We start from the raw sequence: 15,316 nt of genomic DNA, 5'->3' as shown, positions 1-15,316 counted from the left end.
GCTATTATTCAAAAACATTATACTTCCATGATATACTTATATTGATAGAATTCGTATTGAGGTGACGAAATGAGAGTCAAATGTATGATTTGTGATAAAAAAGATATGTTAGATGATGAAAATCCTACGGCAAAAAAACTGCGTAATCGCCCTATTCATACATATATGTGCATGGAATGTTCGGAACGAATTGCAGAACGTACGCTGGAACGTCATGCAAGTGGTAACTTCCGACTATATCGTGATAAAAAAGTCGAAGACGATTGGTAAAATGTAAATAAGTCCTTAATCATATAGATAAGGACTTATTTATATTTTTCAGGTTCACGATTCATTTGATCCAAGAAACAATCAATAGCTTCTAATGGAAACCGTGCAGATTTTCGTTCCCCATTCATTTCATATGAAATCAAATACATTTCTTCGTTCTTTTCAACTTCCACATTCTTTAATTTGTGCTCTTCATATATCATATTTTGAAATAGTAAATACGTTTCTTTTGCTGCATTATCACCTGGACGTGCTTCGGCAACTGTTTTAATTGTTAACCAATTATATAATGCATCTTGCACTGAACGCATAAAACTTCCCCCCTTACCCTGCTTTTTGTTGTCTTGCTTGATGTAATCGCAATCTATAAATCCCAAGCACAATTGCCGCTACAACAAGTCCCTCTCCAACAGGTAAAAAAACTGCAAAGAAAGTTAAAACTGTACATCCAATCGCTAGTGATATATATATCACTATATTTTTTATTATTGATAGCTTTCTTGCAAAACCTAAATTATACACAAGTGCACTTAATATTATAATGATGCCATACAGTAACCACATCCCTAGCTCTGGATTTTCATCAACTTTACATAATTTCGCAAAAAACGACATTCTTTCTAACACCATTTATCCCCCTTCCTCATAAATCAAACCATTTTTCTTTATGTACTTAATACAAGAGTAACCTGTGAAAAAAATACTGTCCACAAAAAAGAGTAAATATTCTAAAAAATAAACATAAAAAAACAGCTACCTTAATTAAAGGTAGCTGTTTTACTATTTTACGCTTCTACAGATTTCTTTTTCTTAGCAGCTCTTTCGCGCTCGCTCTTATCAAGAATCTTTTTACGTAAACGAATTGATTCTGGAGTTACTTCACAGAACTCGTCATCGTTTAAGTACTCTAATGACTCTTCTAAAGTCATTAAGCGCGGTTTTTTCATTGTTGAAGTTTGATCTTTCGTTGCAGAACGAATGTTAGTTTGTTGTTTCATTTTTACAACGTTAACTGTTAAGTCATTCTCACGAGTATGTTCTCCAACAATCATACCAGCATATACTTCTGTACCTGGTTCAACGAAGATTACACCACGGTCTTCAACTTGCATAATACCGTATTGTGATGCTTTTCCTGTTTCAAGTGAAACTAGAACACCTTGGCGACGTCCACCAACTTGTCCAGCGTGTACTGGTTGGTAGCAATCGAATGTATGGTTTAAAATACCGTAACCACGAGTTAATGTTAAGAATTCTGTTGTGTAACCAATTAAACCACGTGCTGGAACCATGAAAGTAAGGCGAACTTGACCGTTTCCGTTATTCACCATATCTAACATTTCACCTTTACGTGCACCCATAGATTCCATGATTGAACCAGTATATTCTTCAGGTACATCGATTTGTACACGCTCTACAGGCTCACATCTTACGCCATCAACTTCTTTAATAATTACTTCTGGCTTAGATACTTGTAGTTCATAACCTTCACGACGCATGTTTTCAATTAAGATAGATAAATGTAGTTCCCCACGTCCAGATACGATCCATGCATCAGGAGACTCTGTATTATCTACACGTAAACTTACATCTGTTTCTAATTGTGAACGAAGGCGCTCTTCAATTTTACGAGATGTAATGTATTTACCTTCACGACCTGCAAATGGACTGTTATTTACAAGGAACGTCATCTGTAGTGTCGGCTCATCAATACGTAATAATGGTAACGCATCTTCATGCTCAACTGGACATACTGTTTCACCAACGTTGATGTCTTCCATACCAGAAACAGCTACTAAGTCACCAGCTTTTGCTTCTTCAATTTCTTGACGTTTTAATCCAATGTAACCAAATAATTTTGTTACACGGAATTGTTTTACACTTCCATCAACTTTCATTAAAGCAACTTGTTGTCCTACTTTCATTGTACCGCGGAATACACGGCCAACCCCAATACGGCCAACATAGTCATTGTAATCAAGAAGTGCTACTTGGAATTGAAGTGGCTCTTCGCTATTATCGATTGGCGCTGGAATATGTTCGATAATTGTATCAAATAATGATTTCATATTCTCTTCTTGATTTGCTGGGTTTGAATCTAAGCTTGCTGTTCCGTTCATTGCTGATGCAAATACAACTGGGAACTCTAATTGATCTTCGTTTGCACCAAGTTCGATGAATAAATCGATTACTTCATCAACTACTTCATCCGGACGAGCGAAGTCACGGTCAATTTTGTTTACAACTACGATTGGAGTTAAGTTTTGCTCAAGAGCTTTCTTTAAAACAAATCGTGTTTGTGGCATACAACCTTCATATGCATCAACAACAAGTAAAACACCATCAACCATTTTCATGATACGTTCTACTTCTCCACCGAAGTCAGCGTGACCAGGTGTATCTAAAATGTTAATTCTTTTATCTTCATAGTGAATCGCTGTATTTTTCGCTAAAATTGTAATACCGCGTTCTCTTTCTAGATCATTTGAATCCATTGCGCGTTCTTCAACGTGTTCGTTCGCACGGAAAGTCCCCGCTTGACGTAATAACTGGTCAACAAGTGTTGTTTTACCATGGTCAACGTGGGCAATAATTGCTATATTACGTAAATCTTGTCGTTTTTTCAACATGTCCAACTCCTAATGTCTTTTTAATCCTTCTCTATTATAAGAGCGAAGGGGATACAATAGCAATTAAAATAAAATCAAGAATGAAAATATAGTTGTATTCTTACTTTTGTGAAAGTAAAATGAGATTGGAGGGTGAAGAAATGGAACACATTCAATATCGCTTTTTATTAACCGCAATTATCGGTGTTATTTTCTTAATTGGTATTGGCATTATGATTGCTGAAAATAGTCCCATCGGTATTATTATTTGCATTATCGGCACATTTGTTACAGTTGGATACGGTTTTGTAACAAAAAGAAAAATGCGCAAATCACAATAACGCTAAAAAGTAAGAAGCTTATATACAGCCTCTTACTTTTTTTGTTACTCCGATATAAACGATAACACTTCTTCATACACCCCTGGTTTCGCAACTAACACGCTACTCTTCTCTACAATAGAAAGCGTGGCTCCAGAGAAGGTTGTCACCTTGCCTCCAACTTCCTCTACAATTATCTGTCCCCCGCCAAAATCCCATGGTGATAATCTCGGCGTTACATATGCATCTATTCTCCCTGTTGCAACATATACCATCTCTAACGCTGCACAGCCATATGATCTTGTGCCCCTTGCTTTCTTAACAAGAGCCATCATACTTTCCATATTAAGCAATGGATTGTCGGTAAGCCATATCGCATTTAAAGCTACAATACCTTGCTCTACAGTCCCTTTTTGTAATGAAGGTATTGGCACTTCATTACAAAAAGCTCCAGCACCTTTTAACGCATGATATAATTCATCATGAACTGGATCATAAATAAGTCCAATCTTTCCGATACCGTTCTCATAAATTCCAATTGAAATAGCAAAATTTCTTTTTTGATGGACAAAGTTCATCGTGCCGTCAATTGGATCAATTAACCAAACAATCCCGTCAGAAGAAGTTACCTCATCTCCATAACCCTCTTCCCCTAAAATAGTATGATTTGGAAATGTTTCTTTAATTTTCCCAATTAAAAACTGTTCTATTTCTCGGTCCATATTTGTTACTAAGTCAGCTGCATTTGATTTTGTTTCTATAATAAGTGCCTTTTTCATTGATGCCATTAAACGCTCTCCCGCATCTCGAATCCACTGTTTGGCTTGTGCATCGATGTCTTTCCATACTTCTTGCATGTTTAAACACTCCGATCTATACTGTTCACAGAAAAAACGAACCCTTTATAAGGTTCGCACCAACTAATTTTTTATACATATACTATTATTACGCTTCTAAACGAATCATTTCAAGTCTTAACACTTCTAACTTTTGTACACACTCTTCTTTTTTCTGTTTATCATTTTCCATCATCGCATCATATAAAGTCGCTAATTCATAATCTAGCTCCAAACGTAGCACCGGAATTCTCTTTTCAGCATCTGTTCTCTTTAACGCATTAATCACCTGTCTCATATTATTTGCCTCCTCCCAATATTCGTCTGCCCTCGGACTAGAATTGATTTAATTTTCTGATTTTTTTGTTTTATACTATACTATGTTGGATAAATCATCTATGCAACAAAATTATATTTTTTTATTTAAATTTTTTTGTGCTGTTTTTTTTATGAATAGTACAAGCTATGCTAAAATAAAAGCAAAATAGGAGTTGGAGGAACAATCATGACACTACAAACATTCAAATCAACTGATTTTGAGGTCTTTACAGTTGATGGTCTCGAAGAACGAATGAGTGCAATTAAAACGAACATTCATCCTAAGCTAGAAGCTTTAGGGGAACAGTTTGCTACGTATTTATCCAAACAAACTGATGAGAACTTTTTTTATCATGTAGCAAAACATGCACGTCGTAAAGTCAATCCACCAAACGATACTTGGGTTGCTTTTTCAACAAATAAACGCGGATATAAAATGCTACCACATTTCCAAATTGGATTATGGGGTACTCATGCCTTCGTATACTTTGGTTTAATCTATGAGTGTCCACAAAAAGTGGAGACGGCTCACGCCTTCTTAGAACATTTAAATGATTTAAAAACTAATATTCCAAATGACTTCGTTTGGTCCATTGACCATACTAAACCAAGTGTAAAATTACATAAAACACTTGAAACAGAAGATTTACAAAAGATGATTGAACGTCTAGCTACTGTGAAAAAAGCAGAATTATTAGTTGGTATTCATATATCACCAGAGGAGTTTTCAGCAATGACCAACGAACAATTCCTTGCTAAGATTGAATCTACGATGCAATCACTCCTTCCTTTATATGCACTTTGTAATCGATAGTAGAAAACGGACAATTTATATTGTCCGTTTTTAGTTGTTATCACATTATATCACTTCAGTTTTTATTTTTCAAAATATTTTTTACATTTTCACAAGCTTTTGTTCCTCTGCTTCTTTAGCCCTTTGAATCGCACGGTATATAGAATATCCACTTACTTCTTGAAACTCTTTATCAATCTTCTTTTCTTCTGCTTTCGATGGAACAATCTCTTTAAAACGACGATATAATCCCATTAATTCTTCTCTTATAACGCCTTTTTCATATGCTTTCTCAATCGCTTCATAAAACTTCACAATTGCAACCATTTCTTCATTTGACCAATCATAATCTAACGGATATTGATATTCCATTTTGCACCTCATTTATCATTTCTTCTTATTTCAATATGCTATCTTAAGTTTTTTTCCTCTTCACTATAGCCACTTTGCATTATACACTATTTATTCCTTATGATGGAATTGTCTTCCTCTATAAGTTAATTGGAAATAACTATTTAATATACGCACTGTAAAAATATTTTTTTCTATACATCTATAATTATTGGTGATATAATGCTTTTGTTTTATAGAAAATAAAGTGAACCTACCATCTCAAAACACTTTTTTGAATGGCAGAAAAACAAGCCTCATACTAAAAAAGGACTTAGCTTTTTTAGTACAGGATTATATAAAACAAATAATACTAAATATTACGAAGAAGAAGGAGTGTATAGATTGTCCCAATACGAAACACCATTGTTTACCGCTTTAGTTGAGCACAGTAAGCGAAATCCAATTCAATTCCATATTCCTGGTCATAAAAAAGGACAAGGCATGGATCCTACATTTCGCGAATTTATTGGGCATAATGCATTAGCAATTGATTTAATTAATATTGCGCCGCTCGATGATTTACATCATCCAAAAGGTATGATTAAAGAAGCACAAGATTTAGCAGCCGCTGCATTCGGTGCAGACCATACTTTTTTTTCCATTCAAGGTACAAGTGGCGCAATTATGACAATGGTAATGAGCGTTTGCGGTCCTGGTGACAAAATCCTAGTACCACGAAACGTGCATAAATCCGTAATGTCAGCGATTATCTTCTCAGGTGCAAAACCGATTTTTATGCATCCTGAAATCGATCCAAAACTTGGTATTTCACATGGAATTACAATTCAATCTGTCAAAAAGGCTCTTGAAGAGCACTCAGATGCGAAAGGCTTACTTGTTATTAACCCAACATACTTTGGTTTTGCTGCGGACTTAGAACAGATTGTACAATTAGCACATTCTTACGATATCCCTGTACTCGTTGATGAAGCTCATGGTGTTCATATTCATTTTCACGATGAATTGCCGATGTCAGCGATGCAAGCTGGAGCAGATATGGCGGCAACAAGTGTTCACAAACTAGGAGGATCTTTAACGCAAAGTTCTATTCTTAATGTGAAAGAAGGCCTTGTGAACGTAAAACATGTTCAATCTATTATTAGCATGCTTACGACTACATCAACTTCTTATATCTTATTAGCATCTCTTGATGTTGCTAGAAAACGTCTTGCTACAGAAGGAACTGCACTCATAGAACAAACAATTCAATTAGCAGAACAAGTTCGTGATGCTATAAATGATATTGAGCATCTTTACTGTCCTGGGAAAGAAATGCTAGGTACGGATGCTACTTTTAACTATGATCCTACAAAGATAATTGTATCTGTAAAAGATTTAGGTATTACAGGCCATCAGGCTGAAGTATGGCTTAGAGAGCAATATAACATTGAAGTAGAACTCTCAGATTTATACAACATACTATGTCTTGTCACTTTCGGAGATACAGAAAGTGAGACGAATACACTTATTACAGCATTACAAGATTTAGCAGCAACATTTAGAAATACAGCTGATAAAGGTGTTCAAGTACAAGTAGAAATTCCAGAAATACCAGTGCTAGCACTTTCTCCTCGAGATGCTTTTTATTCGGAAACAGAAGTCATCCCATTTGAAAATGCAGCCGGTCGTATTATAGCTGATTTCGTTATGGTTTATCCACCAGGGATTCCAATCTTTACTCCGGGGGAAATTATTACACAAGATAACTTAGAGTATATTCGTAAAAACTTAGAAGCAGGTTTACCTGTACAAGGTCCTGAAGATATGACATTGCAAACATTACGTGTGATTAAAGAGTACAAGCCTATCAGTTGATAGGCTTTTCTTTCACCCTTTTTCCCTTTTCTCATACGATATGATGTAATGTAACGTATAGGTGGGGATACTATTATGATTGTAATAGGCCGTTCTATTGTGCATCCTTATATCACAAATGAATATGAGCCATTTGCAGCTGAGAAACAGCAAATTTTATCTATAATGGCAGGAAATCAAGAAATCTATTCCTTCCGAACATCAGATGAACTCAGCTTCGATCTAAACTTGCGTGTGAATATTATTACTTCCGCATTAGAACTTTTTCAAAGTGGATTTCAGTTTCGAACATTTCAACAATCCTTTTGCAACCCTCAGTATTGGAAAAGAACGTCCCTTGGAGGATTTGAGCTCCTTCCAAACATACCCCCTTCCATTGCCATACAAGATATTTTCAAAAACGGAAAACTATATGGAACTGAATGTGCCACCGCGATGATTATTATTTTTTACAAAGCTTTACTATCGTTGTATGAAGAAGAAACTTTCAACCGTCTCTTTGCAAACCTTTTACTTTATACGTGGGACTACGATCAAGATTTAAAACTCATAACAAAAACGGGTGGCGATCTTGTCCCAGGTGATCTCGTTTATTTTAAAAATCCACAAGTGAATCCAGCTACAATCGAGTGGCAAGGAGAAAATACAATCTATTTGGGGAATTTCTTTTTTTACGGACATGGTGTAGGTGTAAAAACAAAAGAAGAAATTATATACGCGTTAAATGAACGACGAGTTCCTTACGCTTTCATTTCGGCTTTCTTGACCGATACTATTACCCGTATCGATAGCCGTCTCATGAGCCACTACGCTTCTTCTAAAGCCCCACAGACATCCATAGGATTTATTCCGATTAGAGATGATGCAATCGTTGCAACAGTTGGCCATACAACTACAATTTATTAAAAAAGCGCCTACAAGTGTAGGCGCTTTTTCTTATTTAAGCTTTTGCATGCTCTTTATGGTTACAGTCGCAATGAGATCCACATTTTCCGTATAGTACTGTTGATTTTTCATCTTCAAAATGTCCGATTGTTCCTTCACATACTTGGCATACGATTGTTCCCATTTTTCATTTCCCCCTGAGTTTTAATAATAATCTACTTATTTATAATTAAGCTTTCGCCTTATCTTTATTAGCACAGTCACAATTTGTACCACATTTCCCGTAAAGCACTGTCGTCTTTTCATCTTCAAAATGACCGATTGTTCCTTCACATACTTGGCATACGATTGTTCCCATTTTTCATTTCCCCCTAAGTTTATGGTCCTAAAAACTTTTAGCTGTCCATTTCCTATCAATTATTGGGCTTTTGTATGCTCTGTGTGATCACATCCGCAAGATCCACATTTCCCGTAAAGTACCGTTACTTTCTCATCCTCGAAGTGTGCAATTGTACCTTCACAATCTTGACATACGATTGTTCCCATTTTTCATTTCCCCCTAAGTTTATAATCCCAAAAACTTTTTGTAACCGCTTAACTTTCTGTCTTCATTTTAATATGTTATACTTTTTGCGTCAATAGGTTTTTAGTATAACACATTAAATATTTTTAATTTAAATTAGTATACGATATTCAAACAAAAAAACAGCCATATTTATACGTACGACTGTTTTACATTATTTATTCTTCATATTCAGCATGCAAAGATGTAGAGGGAACTAGAAATGAAAAAAACTGAGCTAACTCCGCTGCTTCGCCTTCTGATCCTAATTTAAAAATTTCCTGTAAATATTGAACATTCTCTACATCATCTCGTCCAAGTAAAGTAGACCTTCCTGTTTGCATACAAACAATAAGTGGCTTCCCAAAAAACATATTTGTATAAATAACACCAAAATCATAACGAGTATCATGTGTCATAAATCCCAAAAATCGTACCTTCACACTTTCATGCTCATCATACAATTTTTCAAACATCGGTTTCCACCTTTCTCCATCACCTTTCATTAGTATATTAAACAAAAAAAGGAATACTCCTTTTAATTGTCAAAAAATTCAGTAGGATGTAGAATGAAAGTATTCTACTAAGTTAGGGGGAACTTATATGCAACATGCCTTCATTACGCTTGTACCTAAATCCAATCAACAATCTGTTTCAATAGATGATATAAAACAACTTTTTCATTATTATCAAACAGTTACTTCCAAAACTGGTGTTCAAATTAATTACGCTTATACAAATACCGCTTTTCCTTATGAAATTTTAGATACATCAGCAACAACATTAAAACTACAATCTACTCACGATCGATATGATTCCATTTATGTTGGTGTCGGTATAGAAAAAGAACAATCTTTCATTCAGATCTCGTTACCACCTAATGCAACATTTGGTGATAAAGGAAAAGCAAATGAATTTTGCCGTTTTCTAGCGAAGAAGTTAGAAGGAGAGTTACAATTATTTAATGGCAGAACAATGTATTTCTATAAACGTTAATCTAAAAAATAGAAAATACGATTAAGAAAAGTATGCAATTTGAACACGTAAGAAATAATGCCTGCTTTCTAATTTGTAATACAACATATGCGATCACATATGCTAAATAAAGAAATACAAAAAATAGAATGACTTTATAATGCAACTTATCACCATTTGACAATGATAATACAACGGAAAAACCACTCCATAATAAAAAATGATAAAATATAACATGTAATATTTTCATGGAACCTTCTCCTTTGACATGCTCTATTTTATTACTATATGGGATTAAGTTTGAATCAATTACATATTATACGAAAGCATATATATGACTTTTGGATTAATATATGTTCTAACAGTCCAAATAAAGTATTATATATTCATTCGACAAGTACACATAAAGACCTTGCAAGCCATTTTTATTAAAATAAAAAATAGCCCATCTCTTTAAATAAGAGATGGGCTATTTTCATTACCTAAATTATTTTACAATGTGAATTGGCATTCCAAGAGCAACTTCAGCTGCTTCCATTGTGATTTCACCTAATGTTGGGTGAGCGTGGATTGTTTGAGCGATATCTTCTGCTGTCATTCCAGCTTCGATAGCTAAACCAATCTCAGAAATAATATCAGAAGCGCCTGCACCTGCAACTTGAGCACCTACAAGAAGACCATCTTCTTTACGTGTTACAAGTTGTAGGAAACCGTCAGTGCTGTTTAATGATAACGCACGACCGTTAGCAGCGAATGGGAACTTAGATACAGTTACAGTCATTCCAGCTTCTTCAGCTTGTTTCTTAGTGTAACCAACAGATGCTAATTCTGGATCTGTGAAGCATACTGCAGGAATTCCGATGTAATCGATTGCTGATGCATGGCCACTAATTGCTTCAACAGCTACTTTACCTTCGTAAGAAGCTTTGTGAGCTAATGGTGGTCCAGGAACGATATCACCGATCGCATAGATATTTGGTACGTTTGTACGACATTGCTCATCGATTTCGATGATGCCGCGGTCAGTCATTTTAACTCCAACTTGCTCAAGACCGATTTCTTGAGTGTTTGGACGACGACCTACAGTTACTAATACGTAGTCTGCTTCTACAGTTTGGATTTCACCTTTAACTTCAAAGCTAACTTTTACGCCAGTTTCTGTTTCTTCAACGCCTTTAGCCATAGCTTTTGTATGGATATTAACGTTACCTTTTTTCTGTAGAGCACGTTTAACAACAGAGCTCATAGCTTTTTCGAAACCAGCTAAGATTTCGTCGCCAGCTTCTACTACAGTAACTTCTGTACCGAAGTTAGCATATGCAGTACCTAATTCCATACCGATGTAACCGCCGCCGATTACAACAAGCTTTTTAGGAATTTCAGGTAAGCTTAAAGCACCTGTAGAGTTGATAACACGTTTAGAGTATTTGAATCCAGGAATTTCGATTGGTGTAGAACCAGTTGCAAGAACAGCATTTTTAAACGTGTAAGTTTGAGCTGCATCTTCAGTCATTACGCGTAATGTGTTAGCATCTACGAAGTAAGCTTCACCGCGAATGATTTCAACTTTGTTACCTTTAAGAAGGCCTTCAACACCGCCAGTTAATTTCTTAACTACGCCGTTTTTCCATTCTTGAACTTTTGTAAAGTCAACTTTTACGTTCTCTGCAGTGATACCCATGTCATCAGAATGCATTGCATTCTCATAACGATGACCTGCATTGATTAACGCTTTTGAAGGAATACATCCAACGTTTAAGCATACGCCACCAAGGTTAGCTTTTTCAATAATTGCTACCTTTTGACCTAATTGTGCTGCACGAATTGCCGCAACGTATCCACCAGGACCTGCACCAACAACGACTGTATCTAATTCAATTGGGAAATCTCCTACTACCATTGTTATTACGCCTCCATTACTAATAATTGTGGGTCATTCAATAGACGTTTAATTTGGTTTAATGCTTTTTGAGCAGTTGCGCCGTCAATTAAACGATGGTCAAAGCTTAGAGATAATGCTAATACTGGAGCTGCAACAATCTCACCGTTTTTCACAACTGGTTTTTCAGCGATACGGCCGATACCAAGGATTGCTACTTCTGGGTGGTTGATAACTGGAGTGAACCATTGTCCACCTGCAGAACCAATGTTTGTAATTGTGCAAGAAGCACCTTTCATTTCAGCCGGAGCTAAGCGACCTTCACGTGCTTTACCAGCAAGATCATTGATCTCGTTAGAAATAGTGAAGATTGATTTACGATCTGTATCTTTAACAACTGGTACTAATAGACCTTTGTCTGTATCAGCTGCGATACCGATGTTGAAGTAATGTTTATGAACGATTTCTTGAGAAGCATCGTCTAAAGCAGTATTCAACATTGGGAATTCACGTAATGCAGATGTTAAAGCTTTAACAACGTATGGAAGGTAAGTTAATTTAATACCTTTGTCAGCTGCAACAGCTTTGAACTTCTTACGGTGAGCAACAAGCTCAGTTACATCAACTTCATCCATTAATGTTACGTGAGGAGCTGTGTGCTTAGAGTTAACCATTGCTTTTGCAATCGCTTTACGGATACCACTCATTTTCTCACGAGTTTCTGGATATTCACCAGCTGGGATTGGTTGTGCTTTTGGTGCTTCTTCTTTCGCTGCTGCTGGAGTAGCTTCTGCTGCTGGAGCCTCAGTTGCTGCTACTGCTTGTCCACCATTTGCAAATGCATCGATGTCAGCTTTTACGATACGACCGTTCTTACCAGAACCAGCTACTTTATGAATGTCTACGCCGTTTTCACGAGCATATTTACGAACAGATGGCATAGCGATTACGCGCTCATTTACTACTTCTGCAGTTGCTGCTTGAGTAGCTTCAGCTTTAGGAGCTTCTTCTTTCGCTTCTTCAGCTTTAGGAGCTTCGTCATGATCGTCACCTTTAAATTTAAGGTTTTCGTATCCTGGAGCATCAAATTTAATTAATGTATCTCCAACTACTGCAACCGTACCTTCTTCTACAAGTACTTCAAGTACTTTACCTTTAACAGGAGAAGGGATTTCTACTACTGCTTTATCATTTTGTACTTCAAGAAGTACGTCATCTTCGTTTACTTCGTCGCCTGGTTTAATAAACCATTTTACGATTTCACCTTCGTGGATACCTTCACCGATATCTGGTAGTTTAAATTCAAATGCCACGGAATTCAGCCCCCTGATTCATTTCTTTATTATGGAATATGGCAAAAGAAATCAGCATGTGCTGATTTCTTTTGCACATGAATAACTAAAAATTAGAAGTTCATTACTTTGTTAACAGCTTCAACAATATCTTTGTGGTTTGGTAACCATACGCTCTCAGCTTGAGAGAATGGGAATACTGTATCAGCAGCTGCTACACGTACAACTGGAGCTTCTAAGTTTAAGATTGCACGGTCATTAATTTCCGCTACAACGTTAGCTGCAATACCAGCTTGTTTTTGTGCTTCTTGAACTACTACCACGCGGCCTGTTTTTTCAACAGAAGCGATGATTGTTTCGATATCTAATGGTTGAACTGTACGTAAGTCAACAACCTCTAAAGAGATACCTTCTTTTTCAAGTTCTTCAGCAGCTTTTAATGCAGCGTGAACCATAGCACCGTAAGCGATAACAGATACATCTGTACCTTCACGTTTGATATCAGCTTTACCTAAATCAATTGTGTATTCGCCTTCTGGTACATCCTGACGGAATGAACGGTACAATTTCATATGCTCTAAGTAGATAACTGGATCGTTGTCACGAATCGCAGAGATTAAAAGACCTTTTGCATCGTATGGAGTAGATGGAATAACAACTTTTAGACCAGGTTGTTGAGCCACTAATCCTTCTAAGCTATCAGCATGTAGTTCAGGAGTATGAACACCGCCACCGAATGGAGAACGAACTGTTACAGGAGCAGTCCAACGTCCACCAGAACGGTAACGCATACGAGCTAATTGACCAGAAATTGAATCCATTACTTCATATACGAAACCGAAGAATTGGATTTCTGGAACTGGACGGAATCCTTCAAGTGCAAGTCCAACTGCAAGTCCACCAATACCAGACTCTGCAAGTGGAGTATCCATTACACGGTCTTCACCGAATTCAGCTTGTAAACCTTCAGTAGCACGGAATACACCGCCGTTTACACCAACGTCTTCACCAAACACAAGTACGTTAGGGTCATTTTTCATTTCAACGCGTAAAGCATCAGTGATTGCTTGAATCATTGTCATTTGAGCCATGGCTTACTTCGACTCCTTTTCTTTGTAAATTTCATATTGTTCAGCTAAGTTGTAAGGCATTTTTTCGTACATGATTTCCATTAAATCAGTAACTTTTTGTTTTGGAGCTTGGTCAGCCTTAGCAATTGCTTGTTTGATATCTTCTTTTGCTTCTTCGATTACTTTCTCTTCAACTTCTTGAGACCATAGGCCTTTGTTTTCTAAGAATGCACGGAAGCGTACGATTGGATCTTTTTGTTCCCATTCGTTCTCGATATCTTTTGTACGGTAACGAGTTGGGTCATCACCAGCCATTGTATGTGGACCGTAACGGAATGTTAAAGTCTCGATTAAAGTAGGACCTTCGCCATTTACTGCGCGCTCACGAGCGAAAGCAGTTGCTGCGTATACAGCTAATGGATCCATACCGTCTACTTGAATTCCGTAAATACCTGCTGCTACTGCTTTTTGAGCTACAGTTTTAGCTGCAGATTGCTTTTCTACTGGAGTAGAGATTGCATAACGGTTGTTTTGAACAACGAAGATTGCTGGAGCTTTGAATGCACCCGCAAAGTTCATACCTTCGTAGAAGTCACCTTGTGAAGCACCACCGTCACCAGTGTAAGTAATTGCAACAGATTTTTTACCACGTAGTTTCATACCTAACGCAACACCAGCAGTTTGGATGATTTGCGCACCGATGATGATTTGTGGAGCAAGTGCATTTACGTTCTCAGGCATTTGGTTACCCATGAAATGTCCACGAGAGAATAAGAATGCTTGGTATAATGGTAAACCGTGCCATACTAATTGTGGCACATCACGATATCCTGGTAAGATGAAATCTTCTGCTTCAAGTGCGAAATGACTTGCTAATTGAGAAGCCTCTTGTCCAGCTGTTGGTGCGTAGAAACCTAAACGTCCTTGACGGTTTAAAGAAATAGAACGTTGATCTAATACGCGAGTATACACCATACGACGCATTAATTCTTTTAATTGATCATCAGATAATTCAGGCATAGCTGCTTCATTCACAACTTCGCCTTTTTCATTTAAAATTTGTAATGTTTCAAATTGAGCTGCGATAGCTTTCATTTGCTCATCAACATTAAATAGGGTCTTTTTTGTTTTAGTACCCATTCCGTTCACCTCTTCCTCTCTTGAACCATATTCTGAAACGCTTTCACTATCTATTGGCTAGACTGAAAACGCAACAATGTAAACCAACAAATTTATTTGTCGGTTGAGAATAATTTTGTGTACCTAACAATCTGTACTAATGTTTTTTCAGAAACATAT

Annotated in this window: 21 protein-coding genes; 6 read left to right on the top strand and 15 right to left on the bottom strand. The window is 36.7% G+C overall.

Features of this window, described 5'->3' with window-relative positions; genetic code table 11:
• The first annotated feature begins 69 nt into the window (after positions 1-69).
• Complete coding sequence (locus tag ACZ76X_RS13000; RefSeq protein WP_097846076.1) at positions 70-270, top strand: YlaI family protein; 201 nt, start codon at positions 70-72, stop codon at positions 268-270.
• 35 nt (positions 271-305) lie between these two features.
• On the opposite strand, the gene ACZ76X_RS12995 is transcribed toward ACZ76X_RS13000, so the two are convergent.
• From ACZ76X_RS12995 to typA, 3 genes are all read right to left on the bottom strand, one after another.
• Entirely contained in the window at positions 306-581 is a 276-nt protein-coding gene (locus tag ACZ76X_RS12995; protein WP_479850641.1) for a hypothetical protein, read from the bottom strand.
• A 13-nt stretch (positions 582-594) separates the two neighbouring features.
• Complete coding sequence (locus tag ACZ76X_RS12990; RefSeq protein WP_063223159.1) at positions 595-897, bottom strand: YlaH-like family protein; 303 nt, start codon at positions 895-897, stop codon at positions 595-597.
• A gap of 158 nt (positions 898-1,055) precedes the next feature.
• A complete protein-coding gene (gene typA / locus ACZ76X_RS12985) occupies positions 1,056-2,900 on the bottom strand; it encodes a translational GTPase TypA (protein ID WP_000914761.1) in 1,845 nt (614 codons plus the stop codon).
• 140 nt (positions 2,901-3,040) lie between these two features.
• Between typA and ACZ76X_RS12980 the strand changes: the two genes are divergently transcribed.
• Positions 3,041-3,220, top strand: a complete 180-nt coding sequence (locus ACZ76X_RS12980) for a DUF5325 family protein (RefSeq protein ID WP_000400127.1) — start codon at positions 3,041-3,043, stop codon at positions 3,218-3,220.
• A 44-nt stretch (positions 3,221-3,264) separates the two neighbouring features.
• On the opposite strand, the gene ACZ76X_RS12975 is transcribed toward ACZ76X_RS12980, so the two are convergent.
• Both ACZ76X_RS12975 and ACZ76X_RS12970 read right to left on the bottom strand, forming a co-directional pair.
• A complete protein-coding gene (locus tag ACZ76X_RS12975; protein ID WP_479850640.1) occupies positions 3,265-4,056 on the bottom strand; it encodes an inositol monophosphatase family protein in 792 nt (263 codons plus the stop codon).
• 88 nt (positions 4,057-4,144) lie between these two features.
• Positions 4,145-4,333, bottom strand: a complete 189-nt coding sequence (locus tag ACZ76X_RS12970) for a hypothetical protein (RefSeq protein WP_001250168.1) — start codon at positions 4,331-4,333, stop codon at positions 4,145-4,147.
• A 207-nt stretch (positions 4,334-4,540) separates the two neighbouring features.
• On the opposite strand from ACZ76X_RS12970, the gene ACZ76X_RS12965 reads away from it, so the two are divergent.
• Positions 4,541-5,167, top strand: coding sequence for a YktB family protein (locus tag ACZ76X_RS12965; RefSeq protein WP_342715566.1), 627 nt, complete (start codon positions 4,541-4,543; stop codon positions 5,165-5,167).
• 81 nt (positions 5,168-5,248) lie between these two features.
• On the opposite strand, the gene ACZ76X_RS12960 is transcribed toward ACZ76X_RS12965, so the two are convergent.
• Positions 5,249-5,518, bottom strand: coding sequence for a UPF0223 family protein (locus ACZ76X_RS12960; RefSeq protein WP_479850639.1), 270 nt, complete (start codon positions 5,516-5,518; stop codon positions 5,249-5,251).
• A 363-nt stretch (positions 5,519-5,881) separates the two neighbouring features.
• Between ACZ76X_RS12960 and speA the strand changes: the two genes are divergently transcribed.
• Both speA and ACZ76X_RS12950 read left to right on the top strand, forming a co-directional pair.
• Entirely contained in the window at positions 5,882-7,354 is a 1,473-nt protein-coding gene (speA, locus tag ACZ76X_RS12955) for an arginine decarboxylase (RefSeq protein WP_142337326.1), read from the top strand.
• A gap of 75 nt (positions 7,355-7,429) precedes the next feature.
• Positions 7,430-8,260: a protein-glutamine gamma-glutamyltransferase gene (locus tag ACZ76X_RS12950; protein ID WP_479850638.1), complete on the top strand. Its 831-nt coding sequence runs from the start codon at positions 7,430-7,432 to the stop codon at positions 8,258-8,260.
• 34 nt (positions 8,261-8,294) lie between these two features.
• Here ACZ76X_RS12950 and ACZ76X_RS12945 read toward each other — a convergent pair whose 3' ends face one another.
• From ACZ76X_RS12945 to ACZ76X_RS12930, 4 genes are all read right to left on the bottom strand, one after another.
• A complete protein-coding gene (locus ACZ76X_RS12945; RefSeq protein WP_098667488.1) occupies positions 8,295-8,423 on the bottom strand; it encodes a GapA-binding peptide SR1P in 129 nt (42 codons plus the stop codon).
• Between the two features lie 45 nt (positions 8,424-8,468).
• Complete coding sequence (locus ACZ76X_RS12940) at positions 8,469-8,597, bottom strand: GapA-binding peptide SR1P (RefSeq protein ID WP_000536800.1); 129 nt, start codon at positions 8,595-8,597, stop codon at positions 8,469-8,471.
• Between the two features lie 59 nt (positions 8,598-8,656).
• On the bottom strand, positions 8,657-8,785 hold the full coding sequence (locus ACZ76X_RS12935; protein ID WP_000536778.1) for a GapA-binding peptide SR1P: 129 nt from the start codon (positions 8,783-8,785) through the stop codon (positions 8,657-8,659).
• 195 nt (positions 8,786-8,980) lie between these two features.
• Positions 8,981-9,277, bottom strand: coding sequence for a DUF3055 domain-containing protein (locus tag ACZ76X_RS12930; protein ID WP_144614716.1), 297 nt, complete (start codon positions 9,275-9,277; stop codon positions 8,981-8,983).
• Positions 9,278-9,404: 127 nt separating this feature from the next.
• On the opposite strand from ACZ76X_RS12930, the gene ACZ76X_RS12925 reads away from it, so the two are divergent.
• Positions 9,405-9,797, top strand: coding sequence for a DUF1885 family protein (locus tag ACZ76X_RS12925; RefSeq protein ID WP_098103102.1), 393 nt, complete (start codon positions 9,405-9,407; stop codon positions 9,795-9,797).
• Between the two features lies 1 nt (position 9,798).
• On the opposite strand, the gene ACZ76X_RS12920 is transcribed toward ACZ76X_RS12925, so the two are convergent.
• The 5 genes from ACZ76X_RS12920 to pdhA all read right to left on the bottom strand — a co-directional run bounded on the left by ACZ76X_RS12920 (position 9,799) and on the right by pdhA (position 15,157).
• Positions 9,799-10,026, bottom strand: coding sequence for a hypothetical protein (locus ACZ76X_RS12920; protein WP_479850637.1), 228 nt, complete (start codon positions 10,024-10,026; stop codon positions 9,799-9,801).
• Positions 10,027-10,263: 237 nt separating this feature from the next.
• A complete protein-coding gene (gene lpdA / locus ACZ76X_RS12915; protein ID WP_000260104.1) occupies positions 10,264-11,676 on the bottom strand; it encodes a dihydrolipoyl dehydrogenase in 1,413 nt (470 codons plus the stop codon).
• A 5-nt stretch (positions 11,677-11,681) separates the two neighbouring features.
• Positions 11,682-12,968, bottom strand: coding sequence for a pyruvate dehydrogenase complex dihydrolipoyllysine-residue acetyltransferase (gene pdhC, locus ACZ76X_RS12910; protein ID WP_479850636.1), 1,287 nt, complete (start codon positions 12,966-12,968; stop codon positions 11,682-11,684).
• A gap of 92 nt (positions 12,969-13,060) precedes the next feature.
• Positions 13,061-14,038: a pyruvate dehydrogenase complex E1 component subunit beta gene (gene pdhB, locus ACZ76X_RS12905; RefSeq protein WP_000068166.1), complete on the bottom strand. Its 978-nt coding sequence runs from the start codon at positions 14,036-14,038 to the stop codon at positions 13,061-13,063.
• A gap of 3 nt (positions 14,039-14,041) precedes the next feature.
• Positions 14,042-15,157 carry a pyruvate dehydrogenase E1 component subunit alpha gene (pdhA, locus tag ACZ76X_RS12900; protein ID WP_000536893.1) on the bottom strand — a complete coding sequence of 372 codons (1,116 nt, stop codon included), beginning with the start codon at positions 15,155-15,157 and terminating at the stop codon, positions 14,042-14,044.
• Between the last annotated feature and the right edge of the window lie 159 nt (positions 15,158-15,316).

Source organism: Bacillus sp. BC05(2025) (genome assembly GCF_056725905.1).
Note: the sequence above shows the minus strand (reverse complement) of the source record. Positions and strands in the feature narration are given on the sequence as shown.